Origin of the sequence: Paenibacillus flagellatus (assembly GCF_003217775.1) — a bacterium.
Lineage (GTDB): Bacteria > Bacillota > Bacilli > Paenibacillales > NBRC-103111 > Paenibacillus_AB > Paenibacillus_AB flagellatus.
In genome coordinates this window covers 46,734-63,104 of record NZ_QJVJ01000013.1, presented here as the reverse complement: position 1 = coordinate 63,104, position 16,371 = coordinate 46,734, and the positions used below count along the sequence as shown (strand labels likewise).

Sequence of the window (16,371 nt, the reverse complement as noted above, 5' to 3'; positions counted from 1 at the left end):
GACTAGCATAACGCGGCTTGTCGACCTTCACTATCGATTAGGCTTTCAATTCCCTTACAAGGGTGTAATGTTTTGTGAGCGGGAAAAAATAAGGCGGATGGCTGTCCCCCGGCCTACCTCCGATTCCAGCTCGATGCGGTGCCCGAGGTAGAGGGCCGCCTCTTTCGTTACATATAGCCCCATGCCGGTAGATTCGCGGAAAATACGACCGTTTTCGCCCGTATAGAAAGGATCGAACACCCGCTTCTTGTCCGTTTCCGGTATGCCGACTCCGAAGTCTTTTACCTCCAGCACCGCTTCTCCGGCCTTCTCGCAGATGGACACGACGATGCTGTCGCTTGTTCCGGACGAATACTTGACTGCATTATGAATCAGTTGGGACAGCATGAAAAACAGCCATTTCTCATCCGTTTCCACCGTAATCCCTTGCTTCTCTTCCACCAGCTTCGGGTATACTTGGCTGCGGATGTAAAAACGTTTGTTCTCGTTGTTAACCTCGTGAACGATTCTCGACAAGAGCACGGGCTTGATATAAAAATCCTGTTCGATCGCTCGAAGCCTTGCCATATAAAGAATCGTGTTCAATCCCGTCTGCATGCGTTCCGTCTCTTCCCGAATATTGGACGAGTCGGGTTCATCCAGATTTTTCGCCGTAAGCTCGATGACGGACAGCGGCGTCTTCATCTGATGCACCCATTGATCCATAAACTTCAAATGCTGCTCCTGCTGCTGCTCCAACGTTTTGATCTGATTTTTATATAGCCGGTATTGATCCCTCAGCAGCCGATCGAGCGCCGCCGACACGGGAGCTTGTTCCTCCGACCTTTGCAAGGAGTCGTCCAGCGACCCGAGCGGTTCGCCGAGGCGCTTGTAGAATCTGCGGCGGCTGACATAGTGGTAGGACAGGTAGCAAGCGAGAAAGAAAAAGCCGAGGAAAGCCGCGTAAAGCGCCGGAAGAATGGAACGATAGCCATCCAGCCAGTAGATGGATAACACGACGAACAACTGCACCGTCTGAACGGCTATCAACAAGGCGTGCTCTCTTGCAAATAGTTTCATTTCTCTCCCTCGATGGCCCATGTGACATTCAACCGGTATCCGGCGCCGCGGACGGTTTCCACCGCATCCGGAATGCCGAGCTGCTGAAACTTTTTTCGGACCCTTGTTATATTGACATTCAACGTATTCTCATCCACGTACGCTTGGTCGTCCCACAGCTTCTCCAGAAGATCCTCCCGGCCCGCCACCCGCGGGTAGCGCTCCATCAGGCTTTCGATAATATCGGCTTCCTTCCTCGATAACGATACCGTTTGGGTATCGAAGCCCATTTCCAGCCTTTCCGGAAAAAGCTTCAGCCCGTCCCGCTCGAGCACGCGCTCCTCCGCTTTGGACGCATATTCTCCATAGGCGCGGCGAAGCTGGCTGCGGATTTTCGCCATCACGACCTCCGGGGAAAACGGCTTCGTAATAAAGTCGTCGCCGCCGTTTTCCAATGCCATAACCTGATCCATTTCTCCGACTCGAGCCGAAATAAAAATAACCGGACAAATCGACTCCTTGCGAATTTGCCTGCACCAATAGTAGCCGTCATATCTCGGCAGATTGATATCCAGCAGCACCAGATGGGGCGAATGTTCATGGAAGGCGTCCATGACGGCCTGGAAATCGGTCACCTTGACCGTCCGGAAGCCGTATTTATCCATATAGACTTGCAAATGCTCCGCAATTTTCGGGTCATCCTCCACGATCATAATCGTCTGCATAAACGCCCCCCTCTTCAGGTCGATGGTTCCGGTACGGTCCTATTACGTCATTTTACATGAAACGACGGAAACGGCAAAACGCATAGCCATACATCCCGACCTCACGGACCGGGATTATGCATGGCCGTTTCGTGCACGGCTAGATGAATCCGCCATCGGCCGACAGACGTTATCCTCCCGCCGCTACCCTATTCCGCGTTTACCCATAGGCGGGCGAGCCCCTCCTGCATACTATGCTGTATCTTAATCCCCAATAAAGGATGTGTATGGAATGGGAGTTCGCCCTCCATCCGGAGCGGATACGTTCGATTACATCGTAATCGGCGCTGGAACAGCAGGAGGCGTTATCGCCAAAGCCTTAACGGATGACAAAAAGGGCTCCGTGCTGGTCCTGGAAGCAGGAATCAATGGGACCAAACAGCTAAGAAGCGCTTCGCTGCTTGAAGCTGCCCTTCACGCCTCCGATAGCCGATTCAGTTTTGTTTCCTCCACTTCGCTCGAGCCCAACATTTCTCGTACGCTTCCCGTTTCGGCAGGCCGGGTGATCGGCGGAGGATCGGCGCATAATTACATGTACGCCGTACGCGGAAGCAGGCACCTGTATGACGTATGGTCCGAGCTAGCGGGTACGCAATGAAGCTATGACTCGATCCGTTCGTTATTCAAACGAAACGAGAGCTATACGGGAATGACGCAAGCGCCGGGCGAACGCGGGCGAAAAGGCCCCATTCATATCAGACAGCAGCTTATCCCCCGTGACGGGCTTACCTTTACATTAGCCCAGGCGGCTTCGGACGTGTTAAACATTCCCATTGTCGAAGACTACAACACGGGTATCCGGGACTGCGCCTTTGTCCAATCGCAATATATTCAAAAGGAAGTGAACGGACATTTCGTTCGTTCCTCGACGGCCACGGGCTACTTGAATAAAAGCATCGTCACGCAAGGCAACGAATTCGAGCCGGATGAATTCGGGGTCGGGCGCAGGAAATTGACGATTCTCGCCAAAACGACGGTGGATAAAATCGTATTCCGACGCAAGGGGGGCGTTCACATTGCGGTCGGCGTAGACTATATTCGGAACGGCCAATCGCAAAGGGCGTTTGCGCGGAAAGGCATTATTCTTTCTGCGGGTATTTTCTCCTCCGTTATTTTGCAGCGTTCGGGGATCGGCGGGACGGCCGATTTAGCCAGAGCGGGGATCGAAACGATCATCGACAATCCGAATGTCGGTCATCATTTGCAAGTTCACAATTCCGTCGGGATGGGAATCGAGATCGAAACAAGTCGTCTTGTCGAAGCTTCGTTGGCGGATCCCGATCAACCGGTCGTATTGGGGGCCTTTGCCAAGCAGCATGGCCCGGGAAGACGATTGCAATTAATCGGTTTGCCGGCCCCCTTCTTCGTTCCGGTTCAAGAAGTCTCCATCAACAATTGGCAATTTGACCCCGAGAAGTCGACCAACGTATTCAGCATCGGGATTTTTGACCTGAACCCGAAAAGCAGAGGGACCATACTCGCTACGCACAGCGATCCGCAATCCAATCCGACCGTCCAGATTCATGCGCTCGCGGATCCAGATGATCTAAATTATTTGGTGGATCAGTACATCGAGACTTACAACATCATTACGCGTGCTCGACAGATGGATCCGGACGGCGTATATAAAGTCGTTTACCCGCCCGAGCCGATCTTCCAGATGACGGATGAAGAAGCCAAGCGGGAAAGGCTTGCAAGCTATGTCATCGCCTCTTACGGCAATACGTTTCATTTTGGCGGAACTTGCCGAATGGCAAAGTCGAAGCGGGACGGCGTCGTGGACGGATACTTGAATGTATTCGGTACCAAGCGACTGAAAGTCGCCGATCTTTCGATCGCTCCGGTGCTGCCGGACGGCAATACCTCGATTCCTTCCCAGATGATTGGCTTGAATGCGGCACGATTTATTCGAGAGGGTCGACATTGAAAGCCGCGATCCGTAAAGCTTATGGTTCCGACAAATGGACCAAATACGAGATTTTGAAAGCGTCAAAGAAGCTTGCTCCCTTTTTGCCCGCAACACACAAGCTTTCCCGCCGGAGGGTATGGCGGTACCTTGAAAAGGATGGAATGGCCATAATGAAGCCATGCACGGGAAACTCCGGATACGGCATCATTCGAGTCGCTCGGTTGGAACGAAGCCGTTACGCCATACAGACGGAAAACAAAACCATGATCCGGGACGGAAAGCGGCCGACCTGGTATCGAATCCGAAACATGACCCGCGACCGCGACTATATCGTGCAGCAGTGGATCCCTCTAGCCCGGCTCGATAAACGACCCTTCGATATAAGAATCGTCGTGCGGAGAACCGGCCGAAACGCTTCTTGGAAAATAAAAGGGATGTTTGCCAAAGTGGCCGAGGAAGGGTACGTGGTCACCAACGTATCCAATCGAATCATTCCGGTCGAGGAGGCGATCGAATGTGCACGTATGAAGTCGACCTCCACCAAAAAATTAATAAAGAAAATGCAAAAAGTATGCTTAACCGCATCCAAGCATCTAGGCAGGTATTACCCGACCCATGTGATCGGGTTCGATATTGGCTTGGACTCCGACGCTCGGATATGGATCATCGAGCCCAACCTGAAACCGAGCATGAAGCCTTTTGAAAGGCTGAGGAAGAAAAACTGAAATGGACGTGGTAAAGACCCAGTAAAGCCAGATTGGGTCTTTTCGCTTGCTTTCGCGCCTAAGATTCGTTCGCCGTACGGACTGTACCGAACAAAAAAACACCCTCACGGGTGCTCTTTGCTCGGTATGGAGGCGATTGAAATGTCGACAGCTGCCGCTATTCTTTCTCGATTGGTATACCCTTTTTGAGAAATTTCTGATCCTCTCTCGTATTAACGAGCACAGGCAGCTCACTCATACTTTTCTTCATTGGAGATTGACAGAGATGGCAGGTCGGGACCTCCGCAAAAGCAAAATTGTCCCTGATCCATCCATTACAGCCTTCCCGTATACAGGACCATATTGCAGTTACCTCTTGGGGGATATCCTCAAGTCTTTTCCGCGAATAGTACATACCTGCATCCTCCTCTTTAATACCATTCCCGATCAGCACCCGGAGAACACCCTAAAAAGAAGAAATGCCCCAAAACATAGTGTTCGGGGCATTGCTTTCCTTCTTCTTACAGCTTTACGACGTTCTCCGCTTGCGGTCCGCGGTTGCCTTGTACTACATTAAATTCAACACGTTGACCTTCGTCCAACGATTTGAAGCCGTCACCCACGATCGCACTGAAATGAACGAATACGTCGTTACCGCCTTCCACCTCGATAAAACCGAAGCCTTTCTCCGCGTTAAACCATTTGACTGTTCCTGTTTGCATCGGAACACCTCCTACTAAATTTATATGTGTTCTTATTTGTTACAAATAAAAATTCACATATTGCACAAGGTTATTCCCCTAAAATAATAACCCTCTGCGATATGTGAATGATTGCAAGGTCAGTATTTCAATATCTTCATTATACCCCATCCGAACTCCAATAGCAAGGATTGCTTCGTCCTTCACCCGCATCTAACAAAAGCACCGACCCCAACGTCGGTGCTTTCGTCAATTCTTAGTGGAGGCCCTTAAACTTGCTGCAACGCCACCCATGCTTCAACGGGTGTAGTTACCGTCTTGATGTCACCCGAGTGGCGCTCCTTACCTCCAAAGTTTTAGGAGAGGGAACATGGGCTTTAACGATGCGGTAGTAAAGCTTAATAAGATTCGGCACAGATTTCGCTTTTTCTCTAAGATAAAGGAATGCCGAACGGTTTCCGCGTTTCGAGTTGCACTCGCTGCATGAAGCGAGCAAATTCCGGGGAAGATCCGATCCCCCTTTACTCGACGGGACGATATGATCTACCGTCGTTGCAGGCAGCCCGCACCATAGGCAAGTATAGCGATCCCTTTTTAGGGCCGTTTTTCGATATTCCCGAAATGAAAAGGGATCATAAAGCAATTGGATGGTTTGCTCGTCAATCCAGACGGCGCGGGTACGGTTCACTTCCCGCCAAGCTCGATGAGGTAAACACGGAGTCAGTTCTTGTCCATTTACGTTGCGGACGGTTATCATGGTGTAATCCCCCCAAAAATCTTTCATGCATAACCACAGACTGTGGATTCGTGGTTATGTATAGTAGGGGATGATACGGACTTATGCACGTTCAAGCTTATGTTTTATTTCGGAAGCGCATCATCGGCACGGTCCATTCCTCGAACAATTTCAGCTAGAAATACGGCTTGGTTCCTCTCTTCATCTTTCGCCGAATACAAATGCGTAACCGTGCCTTCGTCAGCCCATTTCCGCAATTGTTTTAAAAGCGGAATTTTTCGTTCATCCCTCACGAGCTCTTCTCGATAGCGTTCCTCAAACTCGTTGAAATTCGCATGCTCATGGAACCACTTTCTCAATTCGTGGCTTGGCGCAATCTCCTTCATCCACTCGTGAATGCCCGCCTTCTCCTTCGAAACGCCTCTTGGCCACAGTCGATCCACCAAAATTCGCTTCCCATCGGATTCATCAATCGAATCGTATATGCGCTTTATACGAATCATCCTTGTTCACCCTCGCCCGTTTCGTACTCAACTCGCAAGTATGAAGCAAAAATTAGACCTCATGCAGGTTCGGCACCAAATAAAAAGCACCCTTCACGGGTGCCTTTGCCTAGTATGGAGGCGACGGGAGTCGAACCCGTGTCCGAAGATAACGCCACACCGGCTTCTACGGGTGTAGTGACAGATTTGATGTCACCCTAGAGACTCCCTGTCACCGGATTCCCTTCGGGTCAGCCTGATTGTCTTCTTCCGCTAGCCCCAGGCGGAGACTAGACGGCGTATCCCACTAAGGTTGAGCCCCTATCCCGGCACATGGGCGATGCAGGGTAGAAGCCGCGTCACAGGTTATTAAGCTGCGAAAGCGAGTTTAGGTTGTTGTTTGCCAGTTAATTGGCGTTCGCGTTGATGAAGTGGACGCAGCCCCACTACCCGCTACAGGTGCTCGAACTATCCCCGTCGAATCCAAAAACGCCCCCGAAATGGAAGTCTCGTCTTCGTTACGAGGTCTTCTCAATCTCGGCTTTGTCGGAGCCGAAAACCGCCGGCGCATCTTCAGCGCCGTACAACCAGTATACCACATTCCGCGCCTCGCGGCACAGCTTCTTCGTGGAAGCCGAGCCTAACGCTGGAACGCCGACCAACGACCGGCGCATCATACTGACGCATGCCTGAACTAAAGCGTTACCGCGCCACCTTCTGCTTCTCGCGAAGCGCGCGCTGGATGTCGCGCTGTGCGTCCCGTTTCGCTTCGGTCTCGCGCTTGTCGAACTGCTTCTTGCCTCGGCCGAGGCCGATCAGCAGCTTGGCGTAGCCGTTGCGCACGTACACTTTCAGCGGTACGATCGTGTAGCCTTGCTGCTTCGCTTGTCCGAGCAGCTTATGAATTTGCGCTTTCTTCAGCAGCAGCTTCCTCGCTCGAGTCGGGTCGGACGGATTGTGCCGGTTGCCTTGCTCGAACGGGCTGATGTGCATATTGTTGACGAACGCTTCACCGTTGCGAATCGTACAGAACGCGTCGGAAATGTTCGCCCGTCCGCCCCGCAGCGACTTGATCTCGGTGCCGGTCAGGACGAGACCCGCTTCGTACGTGTCTTCGATGAAGTAATCGTGGTTCGCTTTTTTATTCTGCGCCAGCAGCTTGCCTTCGGTCGTCTCCTTCTTCAATCCGGTTCCCCTCCTTCCGCGTAAAGGAACGGACGAACCTATGCCGGTCCGTCCGCTGCCGTTCGTACTGAGCTAGGAGTTAATTGTATCAACTTCCCTGCGCAAAATCAATGCGCCCTCAGCGTTATAGCTATTTTTTCCCGCGCTTCTTCAGCCCGACGATGGCGCCGGCTTTGACGCCTCCACCCTTCGGCTTGCGCGACGCGCCCAAGCCTCCGGCTCCGCCGCCGCTCTGGCCACGGCCGCCGCTTCCGCGCGCGCTGCCGCCGGCTCCGGTACGTCCGCGGCCGGCCGAGCCCCCGCGTCCGCCGCCGGCCCCGGTGCCGTTCCGGCCGCCGGCCTTGCCGCCGCCGCTGCGGCTGAAGCCCCACATGTCGACGCCGCCGCGTCCGCCGCGGTCCCGCTGACCGCCGCCGTCACCGCCGCGCTTGCCGCGCCCGCCGCGGTTCGTATCGACGAAATTGACCTTCTGTTCGCGCGGATGCACATCGACCATCTCGAAATCGATGTTGTGCTCGTCGAGGTTGACGCGGGCGACGCGCACCTTCACTTCGTCGCCGATCCGGTAAATTTTCGACGTCCGCTCCCCGATGAGCGCATGCTGCATCTCATGGTAATGGTAATAGTCGTCGGACAGGTCGCTAAGGCGAATGAGCCCCTCGACCGTATTGTCCAGCTCGACGAACATGCCGAAGTTGGTCACGCTGCTGATGATGCCTTCGAACTCCTCGCCGACTTTATCGAGCATATACTCGGCTTTCTTCAGCGCTTCCGTATCGCGCTCCGCATCCACGGCGAGCCGTTCGCGCTCGGACGACTGCCGCGCGATATCGTCCATCCGGCCGGTCAAATATTCGTGACGCTGCTCCGACAGCCCGCCGTTCTCCAGCACCTCGCGAATGACGCGGTGGATGATCAAATCCGGGTACCGCCGAATCGGGGACGTGAAGTGCGAGTAAAACTCGGCCGCCAAGCCGAAGTGCCCCAAGCTGTTCGCGTCGTACTTCGCCTGCTTCATCGAACGGAGCATGACCGTGCTGATGACGGTCTCCTCCTTCGTGCCGCGGATTTCCTCCAGCAGCGTCTGCAGCGCCCGCGGATGCACCGTGTTGCCTTTGCCCCGCACCACGTAGCCGAAGTTTGTAATGAACTCCATGAAATGCTGCAGCTTGTCGCCGTCCGGATTTTCGTGAATCCGGTACAGGAACGGCACCTTCAGCCAATGAAAATGCTCCGCGACCGTTTCGTTCGCCGCCAGCATGAACTCCTCGATAATTTGCTCCGCGATCGACCGCTCGCGCTTCACGATGTCCGTCGGCTTGCCGTTCTCGTCGACGATAATTTTCGATTCCTGGAAGTCGAAGTCGATCGCGCCGCGGCGCATCCGCTTGTCGCGCAGCTTCATCGCCAACTCTTCCATCAGCTTGAAGAAATCGACCAGGTCGGCGTACCGCTCGGTCACTTCCGGATCCTCGTCGTTCAAAATTTTACGTACGTTCGCGTACGTCATTCGCTCCGTCGTCCGGATCACGCTCGTGAAAATGTCGTGACGCACGACGTTCGCGTTGCCGTCGAACTCCATCTCGCACGACATCGTCAGCCGGTCCACCTTCGGATTCAAGCTGCAGATGCCGTTCGACAGACGATGCGGAAGCATCGGGATGACCCGGTCGACCAAATAAACGCTGCACCCGCGGTTGTACGCTTCCCGGTCGAGCGCCGAATTCTCGCGCACGTAGTAGCTGACGTCGGCGATATGGACGCCGAGCAAATAGTTGCCGTTCGGCAGCCGCTCCACGTTGACCGCGTCGTCCAAATCTTTGGCGTCCTCGCCGTCGATCGTCACGATCCGCTTGTCGCGCAAATCGCGCCGGCCGCGCAGCTCCTCCTCGCCGATCCGATCCGGCACCTTCTCGGCTTCCAGCATCACTTCCTCGGGGAACGCCTCCGGCAGCTGATACTTGCGGATGATCGACAAAATATCGACGCCCGGATCGTCCTTGTGACCCAAAATCTCGATGACGCGTCCCTCGGCCGCCGCCCGTCCTTGCGGATATTGGACGATCGTCGCGACGACCTTCTGCCCCGTCACGGCGCCCATGAAGGCGTCCTGCGGGATGAAGATGTCCTTCGTAATCCGCTTGTCGTCCGGCAGGACGAACGCGTAGCTTTCGAAGCTTTGGAACGTCCCGACGACTTGCGTTACCGCGCGGGAGACGACGCGGACGACTTCGCCTTCCAGCTTGCCGCCGGCCGCGCTCTTGGACGTAATGCGCCCGAGCACGATATCGCCGTTCATCGCCCCGTTCATATCGTTGGCGTGAATATAAATGTCCGGATGCTCCTTGTCGTCCGGCAGCAGGAAGCCGAACCCTTTCGCATGGCCCTGCAGCTTGCCCCGGATCAAGTTCATCCGCTCGGGCACCCCGTAACGCTCCGTTCGCGTGCGAATGATTTCGCCCGCTTCCTCGAGCTCGTTCAGCATTTTCAGAAATTGCTTGAAATCGGCCGCGTCGCCGATACCGAAATGCTTTTCCAGCTCTTGATACGTCATCGGCTTATAAGCCTTTTCCCTCATGAAGTCCAACAATTCTTCATTTGTTATCACAACATCACCTGTTTCGCTTTTAAAATAAGTGCTCTGTACGTAGTATTACCCAACAAGGGGGTCCCGGAAACTAAAAAAGCAGCAGGAGCTTAAAAACCCCCTGCTGCGTTCGTTTCGAAAATGTTAACCTCTCACCACATAGGCGACGATTAGGGACAAGACGAAGAACGAGACGGCGAAGCCGATCGTGATCCGGGACAGGAGCAATTCGAGCCCGCGAGCCTTTTGCTTGCCGAAAAGGTGTTCCGCTCCCCCGGAGATGGCGCCGGACAAGCCCGCACTCTTCCCTTTTTGCAGAAGCACGATGGCGATCAGTCCGATCGATGCGATGACGAGCAAAATTTTCAAGAAGATTTCCACATGATCCACCTCCTGTTCGGGTTGCTATGTATCGACATCCATTGACCGAGGTCAAGAAAGTTCGCAGTAATCATACAAAGCAAATGTAATTGTACCATGAAACGTTCCAAAAGACAAGGAGGCTCGCCCCTGATCCGCCTGCCATCTTGCTGCCGAAGGGTTACGCCTGGCTTTCCCAGCGCGGACGGCCCGCTTGACGCGAACGGCCCTTTCCCATAAACGAATAAATCGCCGATCGCGCGCACCATAGCGAGACGATCAGAAACAAAATCGCCCAGGCGAGGGCGGGAATGCCCGTCGACCGGCTAAGACCGGAAGCGTCCCCGGCTCGGGTCGGATCCAGGACGGACATATAGATCAAGTTGATCGGCCCCATAACCGATTCCTCGAGACAAATAAACGCGACGAGTAAATAATAAAACTTGCGCAAAAACGGAAACGGCACGAGCATCGCCACTCCGTTCACGACGATAAACCCGATCAGCCATAGGACGCCGAACGAATTGTTGACGAAAAAGGCGAGCGACACGACCGCGAGCAGCGACATCGCCACAAATCCGACGCCCAGCTTCCCTTTGCCGTATTGGCGGAACAGGAAGGCGGCGAACGCCGAAGCCGTCACGTAGCCGGCCAGCCCGAGGGGAATCGTTCTCCAGCCGCTCTCGATATACGAATACGTCACGCCGCTATGGTTGGCGTACAGCTGGATATAGAGCACTTCGCCCGACAGCACCATCGTCGCGACCGCATGCCCCAGCTCGTGCACCATCGTATCGACGTTGCGGAAAAAATCGGAAAAGGGGACCCAGTGCGTCAATATGGCCGACCCCACCAAAAACAGTATCGTCGTCATCCATCGACTCATCCGAATCCCCTCTTCCACGGAACGATGTTTAGTTTAATTTATTTTATTTGAAGTTTTTCAGGTTGTAGAACGACTTGCGTCCCAAATATTGCGCCGTGCTGCCCAGTTGGTCCTCGATGCGGAGCAGCTGGTTGTACTTCGCCACGCGGTCCGTACGGGACGGTGCGCCGGTTTTGATTTGACCCGCGTTCGTCGCGACGGCGATGTCGGAGATCGTGCTGTCTTCGCTTTCGCCGGAACGGTGAGAAATGACCGCCGTATAGCCCGCGCGCTTCGCCATCTCGATCGCGTCGAACGTTTCCGTCAGCGTGCCGATTTGGTTCACTTTGACGAGGATCGAGTTGCCGATGCCTTTCTCGATGCCTTGGGACAGGCGGCTCGTGTTCGTCACGAACAAATCGTCGCCGACGAGCTGTACTTTGGAGCCGAGCTTGTCGGTCAGCAGCTTCCAGCCGTCCCAGTCGTCTTCGGAGCAGCCGTCCTCGATCGTGATGATCGGATATTTATCAACCCAAGCGGCGAGGAAGTCGACCCATTCCGCCGACGTGTACGATTTGCCTTCGCCTTCGAGATGGTATTTGCCGTCTTTGAAAAACTCGGTCGAAGCGACGTCCATGCCGAGGAACACGTCCACGCCCGGCTTGTAGCCCGCGCGCTCGATCGCGGAGATGATCGTCTGGATCGCCTCTTCGTTGGAGCTCAAGTTCGGCGCGAAGCCGCCTTCGTCGCCTACGGCGGTGTTCAAGCCTTTGTCCTTCAGGACCGCTTTCAGGTTATGGAAAATTTCCGCGCCCCAACGGAGCGCTTCTTTGAACGAAGGAGCTCCTACCGGAAGAACCATGAACTCTTGCACGTCGACGTTGTTGTCCGCATGCGCGCCGCCGTTGATGATGTTCATCATCGGTACCGGAAGCTGCTTCGCGTTGAAGCCGCCCAAGTACGTATAGATCGGCACGTTCAGCGCGTCGGCCGCCGCGCGGGCAACCGCCATCGAGACGGCGAGAATCGCGTTGGCGCCGAGCTTCGCTTTGTTCGGCGTCCCGTCGAGCGCGAGCATTTTATTGTCGATCGCCACTTGATCGAGGGCGTCGAGGCCGATAATTTCCGGAGCGATGATCGTGTTGACGTTCTCGACGGCTTTCAGAACGCCTTTGCCGAGGTAACGGGATTTGTCGCCGTCGCGAAGCTCGACCGCTTCGTAAGCGCCGGTGGAGGCGCCGGACGGAACGATGGCGTGGCCTTTCGCGCCGGATTCCAGGAATACTTCGACTTCGACCGTCGGGTTGCCGCGGGAGTCTAGCACTTCGCGTGCGTAAACGTCGGAGATGATAGTCATGATTCGTAAACACTCCTTCAACGAATAGTATGTAGTCTGCGGATGAGGCAGACCGTCGTACCCTAGCTTACTTGGAGATCATCGTGCTGCCGGTCATTTCGGCCGGTTTGGCGACTTGCAGCAGATCGAGAATCGTCGGCGCAATATCCGCCAAAATGCCGTCGTTTCTAAGTGTAACAGATTTGTCCGTCACAATGAAAGGGACCGGGTTCGTCGTATGCGCCGTAAACGGGCGTCCGTTATCGTCGATGACCATATCGGCGTTGCCGTGATCGGCCGTAATGATCGCGACGCCGCCTTTCGCCAGCACCGCCTCGACGACTTGGCCGACGCATTCGTCCGTCGCTTCGACCGCCTTGATCGTCGGCTCCAGCATGCCGGAGTGGCCGACCATGTCCGGGTTGGCGAAGTTCAGGATGATGACGTCGTGCCGCTCCGCTTCGATTTCCTTCACGGCCGCTTCCGCCACCTGATATGCGCTCATTTCCGGCTGCAGGTCGTACGTCGCCACCTTCGGCGAATTGATCAGGATACGCGTCTCGCCCGGCAGCTCGACGTCGCGGCCGCCGCTGAAGAAGAACGTGACGTGCGGGTATTTCTCCGTCTCGGCGATGCGGAGCTGCTTCATCCCGTTCTGGACGAGCACCTCGCCGAGCGTATTGTCGAGGTCCTTCGGTTTATACGCGACGAAGCCCCCGACCGTTTCGCTGAACAGCGTCAAGCAGACGAAATACAGGTTTTGCGGATATTTCGGGCCGCGGTCGAAGCCGCGGAAGTCGCTGTTCGTGAACACCTGCGACAGCTGGATCGCCCGGTCCGGACGGAAGTTGAAGAAGACGACCGCGTCCTCGGATTCGACCAAGCCGACCGGCTTGCCCTGTTCGTCGACGATCACGGTAGGCATGACGAACTCGTCATAGACCGACTTCTCGTACGATTCGAGCACCGCCTGCAAAGAATCGGCGTATTGAGGCCCTTCGCCGTACACCATCGCCCGGTACGACTTCTCCGTGCGCTCCCACCGCTTGTCGCGGTCCATCGCGTAGTACCGTCCTTGAACGGTCGCGATCCGGCCTACGCCGACCTTGGCGATATGCGCCTGCAGCCGTTCGATATAGCCTTTCGCGCTGTCCGGCGCAACGTCGCGGCCGTCCAAAAACGCATGGACGTACACGTCGGTCAAGCCTTCCTTCTTCGCTAGGTCGAGCAGCGCCAGCAGATGATCGATATGGCTGTGAACGCCGCCGTCGGACAGAAGGCCGTACAGGTGCAGCTTCTTGCCTTTCTCCTTCACGTGCCGTACCGCGCCGAGAATCGTTTCGTTCTCGAAAAATTCGCCTTCGCGAATCGACTTCGAGATGCGGGTCAAATCTTGGTAAACGATCCGGCCCGCCCCGATGTTCAGATGGCCGACCTCGGAGTTGCCCATCTGCCCTTCGGGAAGCCCGACCGCTTCGCCGCAAGCGGTCAGCGTCGTATGCGGATAGGTCGCCCAATAGCGGTCGAAATTCGGCTTCTTCGCCTGCGCTACCGCATTGCCGTGCGTCTCCTCGCGCAAGCCGAAGCCGTCCATGATGATCAGCGCAACCGGTTTCGGTCTGGACATGTTAGCGCGCCCCCTCGACGAGCTGGATGTAGGAGGCCGGCTCCAGGCTGGCGCCGCCTACGAGCGCGCCGTCGATATCCGCCTGCTGCATGAATTCGCGGATGTTGTTCGGCTTCACGCTTCCGCCGTATTGGATCCGCACTTTACCCGCCACGTCGGCGCCGAATTGGGCTCCGATCCGCTCGCGGATATAGCCGATCACTTCGTTCGCGTCCTCCGCCGTCGACGTCTTGCCCGTACCGATCGCCCAGATCGGCTCGTACGCGACGACGACTTGGCCCGCCTGCTCGGAGCTCAAGCCTTGCAGCGCCGCTTCCGTCTGGACGCGGCAGACGTCCTTCGTCTTGCCGGCTTCGCGCTCTTCCAAGCTTTCGCCTACGCAGACGATCGGGATAAGGCCGTGCTTGAACGCCGCATGCACTTTTTTATTCACCGTCTCGTCCGTCTCGGCGAAATACGCCCGACGCTCGGAGTGGCCGATGATGACGTACTGGACGCCGAGGTCCTTCAGCATGACGCCGCTGATTTCGCCCGTGTAAGCGCCGTTGTCTTCCCAATGGAGGTTTTGCGCGCCGACTTTGAGCGACGTTCCTTTCGTCGCCTCGACGAGCGCGGGAAGGGCGGTGTAAGGCGCGCAAATGACGCTCTCCACGCCGTCGACCTCCGCTTTGCCTTTCGCCTCCTGCACGAATGCGACCGCCTCTTGGACGGTTTTGAACATTTTCCAGTTGCCTGCGATAATCGGGGTTCTCATCGGTGTTCGTATCGCTCCTTTCGAATCGGATCGAATCGTTATGTTACTTGTCGTTCAGCGCTACGACGCCCGGAAGCGCCTTGCCTTCCATAAATTCGAGCGAAGCGCCGCCGCCCGTGGAGATATGATCCATCTTGTCGGCCAGGCGGAACTTCTCGACCGCCGCCGCGGAGTCGCCGCCGCCGATGACGGTGTAGCCTCCCGTCTTCGCGCAAGCTTCGGCGATCGCCTTCGTGCCGTTCAGGTACGGATTCAGCTCGAATACGCCCATCGGTCCGTTCCAGACGATCAAGCGCGATTTCGCGATGATGTCGGCGTACAGCTCGCGCGTTTTCGGCCCGATGTCAAAGCCTTCCCAGTCGGCCGGAATTTCGTTGATCGGCACGACCCGGGTGTTCGCGTCGTTGCTGAACGCGTCGCCGATGACGATGTCGACCGGCAGCATCAGGTTGCAGCCCTTTTCCTTCGCCTTCTTCATGAAACCGAGCGCCAGATCCAGCTTCTCGTTGTCCACGAGCGATTTGCCGATTTCGTAGCCTTGCGCCTTCAGGAACGTGTACGACAAGCCGCCGCCGATGAGCAGGTTGTCCGCGATGTTCAGCAGGTTGTCGATGACCGCGATTTTGTCCTTCACCTTGGAGCCGCCTACGATGGCCGTAAACGGACGGTCCGGGTTCGTCAGCGCTTTGCCGAGCACCTCCAGCTCCTTCTCCATCAGCAAGCCGGAGACGGCCGGCACATGATGCGCGATCCCTTCCGTCGAAGCATGGGCCCGGTGAGCGGCGCCGAACGCGTCGTTGACGTACAGGTCCGCCAGCTCCGCGAACGATTTCGCCAGCGCCGGATCGTTCTTCTCTTCGCCTTCGTAGAAACGAACGTTTTCGAGCAGCAGCACGTCGCCGTCGTTCAGCCCGGCGATTTGCGCTTTTACCGCGTCGCCGATCGCCTCGTTCGCCTTCGCCACCGGCTTGCCGAGCAGCTCGCCCAGTCTTGCCGCAACGGGGGTGAGCCGCATTTCTTCGACGACTTGACCCTTCGGCCGGCCCAGATGGCTCGCCAAAATAATTTTGGCGCCTCGTTCGATCAGGAAGCGGATCGTCGGCAGCGTCTCGCGAATGCGAGTGTCGTCGGTAATGGCGCCGTTTTCGAGCGGCACGTTGAAGTCCACGCGGACGAATACTTTTTTGCCGGATACGTCGACGTCGCGTACGCTTTTCTTGTTCATAGGGGTTCCTCCTAATTGGAAAGTACGATCACGGTCCCAAGCATGCCGGTACACACAGGGAAAGAGGAGAATCGCTTCTCCCCCTCCCGCCGGTCGCT

General features: G+C 55.9%; 16 protein-coding genes, 1 other RNA gene and 1 pseudogene. 3 read left to right on the top strand and 15 right to left on the bottom strand.

Translation table 11 applies throughout. From position 1 onward, the window contains the following. Window positions 1-54: 54 nt before the first annotated feature. Together DLM86_RS25235 and DLM86_RS25230 are read right to left on the bottom strand one after the other, a co-directional pair. Window positions 55-1,059 carry a sensor histidine kinase gene (locus DLM86_RS25235; RefSeq protein ID WP_110842845.1) on the bottom strand — a complete coding sequence of 335 codons (1,005 nt, stop codon included), beginning with the start codon at window positions 1,057-1,059 and terminating at the stop codon, window positions 55-57. Further along, window positions 1,056-1,763: a response regulator transcription factor gene (locus tag DLM86_RS25230; RefSeq protein ID WP_110842844.1), complete on the bottom strand. Its 708-nt coding sequence runs from the start codon at window positions 1,761-1,763 to the stop codon at window positions 1,056-1,058. Before DLM86_RS25230 ends, DLM86_RS25235 begins: the two co-directional genes overlap by 4 nt. Window positions 1,764-2,034: 271 nt before the next feature. On the opposite strand from DLM86_RS25230, the pseudogene DLM86_RS33115 reads away from it, so the two are divergent. The 3 genes and pseudogenes from DLM86_RS33115 to DLM86_RS25220 all read left to right on the top strand — a co-directional run. Beyond that, window positions 2,035-3,003 (top strand): annotated as a pseudogene (locus DLM86_RS33115) (GMC family oxidoreductase N-terminal domain-containing protein); the annotation flags it as partial. A gap of 24 nt (window positions 3,004-3,027) precedes the next feature. Beyond that, a complete protein-coding gene (locus tag DLM86_RS33110; protein ID WP_342773118.1) occupies window positions 3,028-3,729 on the top strand; it encodes a GMC family oxidoreductase in 702 nt (233 codons plus the stop codon). Beyond that, window positions 3,726-4,436: a YheC/YheD family protein gene (locus DLM86_RS25220; RefSeq protein WP_158289657.1), complete on the top strand. Its 711-nt coding sequence runs from the start codon at window positions 3,726-3,728 to the stop codon at window positions 4,434-4,436. Before DLM86_RS33110 ends, DLM86_RS25220 begins: the two co-directional genes overlap by 4 nt. A 157-nt stretch (window positions 4,437-4,593) precedes the next feature. Here DLM86_RS25220 and DLM86_RS25215 read toward each other — a convergent pair whose 3' ends face one another. From DLM86_RS25215 to DLM86_RS25155, 13 genes are all read right to left on the bottom strand, one after another. Continuing rightward, window positions 4,594-4,830, bottom strand: coding sequence for a cold-shock protein (locus DLM86_RS25215; RefSeq protein WP_110842842.1), 237 nt, complete (start codon window positions 4,828-4,830; stop codon window positions 4,594-4,596). A 106-nt stretch (window positions 4,831-4,936) separates the two neighbouring features. After that, window positions 4,937-5,137, bottom strand: a complete 201-nt coding sequence (locus DLM86_RS25210) for a cold-shock protein (protein WP_040951936.1) — start codon at window positions 5,135-5,137, stop codon at window positions 4,937-4,939. A 289-nt stretch (window positions 5,138-5,426) separates the two neighbouring features. Further along, on the bottom strand, window positions 5,427-5,873 hold the full coding sequence (locus tag DLM86_RS25205) for an HNH endonuclease (RefSeq protein ID WP_245954905.1): 447 nt from the start codon (window positions 5,871-5,873) through the stop codon (window positions 5,427-5,429). A gap of 104 nt (window positions 5,874-5,977) precedes the next feature. After that, on the bottom strand, window positions 5,978-6,355 hold the full coding sequence (locus DLM86_RS25200) for a DUF488 domain-containing protein (protein ID WP_110842840.1): 378 nt from the start codon (window positions 6,353-6,355) through the stop codon (window positions 5,978-5,980). Between the two features lie 112 nt (window positions 6,356-6,467). Continuing rightward, window positions 6,468-6,831, bottom strand: a transfer-messenger RNA (tmRNA) gene (gene ssrA, locus DLM86_RS25195). A 205-nt stretch (window positions 6,832-7,036) separates the two neighbouring features. Next, window positions 7,037-7,519 carry an SsrA-binding protein SmpB gene (gene smpB / locus DLM86_RS25190; protein ID WP_110842839.1) on the bottom strand — a complete coding sequence of 161 codons (483 nt, stop codon included), beginning with the start codon at window positions 7,517-7,519 and terminating at the stop codon, window positions 7,037-7,039. A gap of 130 nt (window positions 7,520-7,649) precedes the next feature. Then, window positions 7,650-10,127 carry a ribonuclease R gene (rnr, locus tag DLM86_RS25185; protein WP_110842838.1) on the bottom strand — a complete coding sequence of 826 codons (2,478 nt, stop codon included), beginning with the start codon at window positions 10,125-10,127 and terminating at the stop codon, window positions 7,650-7,652. 123 nt (window positions 10,128-10,250) lie between these two features. Continuing rightward, on the bottom strand, window positions 10,251-10,487 hold the full coding sequence (gene secG, locus DLM86_RS25180) for a preprotein translocase subunit SecG (protein ID WP_110842837.1): 237 nt from the start codon (window positions 10,485-10,487) through the stop codon (window positions 10,251-10,253). A gap of 160 nt (window positions 10,488-10,647) precedes the next feature. Then, complete coding sequence (locus DLM86_RS25175) at window positions 10,648-11,352, bottom strand: M50 family metallopeptidase (RefSeq protein WP_110842836.1); 705 nt, start codon at window positions 11,350-11,352, stop codon at window positions 10,648-10,650. Window positions 11,353-11,395: 43 nt separating this feature from the next. Continuing rightward, entirely contained in the window at window positions 11,396-12,688 is a 1,293-nt protein-coding gene (eno, locus tag DLM86_RS25170; protein WP_110842835.1) for a phosphopyruvate hydratase, read from the bottom strand. Between the two features lie 67 nt (window positions 12,689-12,755). Then, a complete protein-coding gene (gene gpmI / locus DLM86_RS25165; RefSeq protein ID WP_110842834.1) occupies window positions 12,756-14,294 on the bottom strand; it encodes a 2,3-bisphosphoglycerate-independent phosphoglycerate mutase in 1,539 nt (512 codons plus the stop codon). A gap of 1 nt (window position 14,295) precedes the next feature. Further along, complete coding sequence (tpiA, locus tag DLM86_RS25160; RefSeq protein ID WP_110842833.1) at window positions 14,296-15,048, bottom strand: triose-phosphate isomerase; 753 nt, start codon at window positions 15,046-15,048, stop codon at window positions 14,296-14,298. Between the two features lie 43 nt (window positions 15,049-15,091). Next, complete coding sequence (locus DLM86_RS25155) at window positions 15,092-16,273, bottom strand: phosphoglycerate kinase (RefSeq protein ID WP_110842832.1); 1,182 nt, start codon at window positions 16,271-16,273, stop codon at window positions 15,092-15,094. Window positions 16,274-16,371: the final 98 nt, after the last annotated feature.